The sequence below is a fragment of the Pseudomonas huaxiensis genome, assembly GCF_003231275.1.
GTDB lineage: Bacteria > Pseudomonadota > Gammaproteobacteria > Pseudomonadales > Pseudomonadaceae > Aquipseudomonas > Aquipseudomonas huaxiensis.
The window spans coordinates 1-1,253 of record NZ_QKVL01000130.1; the positions used below are offsets into that span (position 1 = coordinate 1).

The 1,253-nt window shown below is 58.7% G+C and carries 1 protein-coding gene; it reads left to right on the forward strand.

Going from position 1 to position 1,253, the window contains the following annotated elements; all coding sequences use genetic code 11:
* Positions 1 to 1,253 (forward strand): Ig-like domain-containing protein (locus tag DM374_RS32525; RefSeq protein ID WP_225422688.1); only part of this gene is annotated, 1,253 nt, incomplete at both ends.

Genomic DNA, 1,253 nt, shown 5'->3' on the forward strand with positions numbered 1-1,253 from the left:
ATGTTATTTCTGGTGGTGTTGCCGCCGGTTTCCCACAAACCGCCACGACGCCTTTGGGCAACACGCTGACAGTCACCGGTTACAACCCAACCACCGGTGTGGTCACCTACAGCTACACTCTGCTGGATAACGAAACCCATCCAAACGCCGGCGGCATCAACAGCCTCACCGAGAGTTTCACCGTTACCGCGACTGACACCGACGGCAGCACCACCAGCGGCAGCCTCGACGTAAACATCGTCGACGATGTGCCAACCGCCGCCCCTGACACCAATGCGTCGGTCGCTACCGAGGCGTCGACGGTGTTGACGGGGAATGTGCTGACCAACGACGTCGAGGGTGCCGACCGGGTTACCGGGCCGATTACTGCGGGTACCTTCACTGGGACCTACGGCACGCTGGTTTTGGCAGCGGACGGCTCCTACACCTACACATTGAATCCTGCGGATCCGGATTTCTTCAATCTGCATGGTGGGGGAACGGGGACTGAGACGTTTGCCTACACCCTGACTGATGCTGATGGTGATACCAGCACTGCGAACCTGGTTCTGGATATCAAGAACCTGAATGACCCGGTCACCCTCAATGGCCTCGATGCTGCGGGTGGTGAGCTTTCGGTTTACGAGAAGAATCTGAGCGACGGCAGCAATCCGAATACTCCGGCGCTGACTCAAACCGGCACCTTCACGGTCACTGCTCCGGACGGCTTACAAACGCTTAGCGTGGGTGGCATCAACGTTATCAGCGGAGGAGTGGCCGCTGGTTTCCCACAAACCGCCACGACGCCTCTGGGCAATACGCTGACAGTCACCGGTTACAATCCAACCACCGGTGTGGTCACCTACAGCTACACGCTGCTGGATAACGAAGCCCATCCAAACGCTGGCGGCATCAACAGCCTCACCGAGAGCTTTACTGTCACGGCTACTGATACTGATGGCAGTACCAGCAGTGGCAGCCTCGACGTGAACATCGTCGACGACGTGCCAACCGCTGCGCCGGATACCAACGCCTCGGTCGCTACCGAAGCCTCGACGGTGTTGACGGGGAATGTACTGACCAACGACATCCAGGGTGCTGACCGGGTTACCGGGCCGATCACTGCCGGTACCTTCACCGGAACCTACGGCACGTTGGTATTGGCAGCGGATGGCTCCTACACCTACACCTTGAATCCTGCGGATCCGGACTTCTTCAATCTGCATGGTGGGGGGACGGGAACTGAGACATTTGCCTACACCCTGACTGATGCC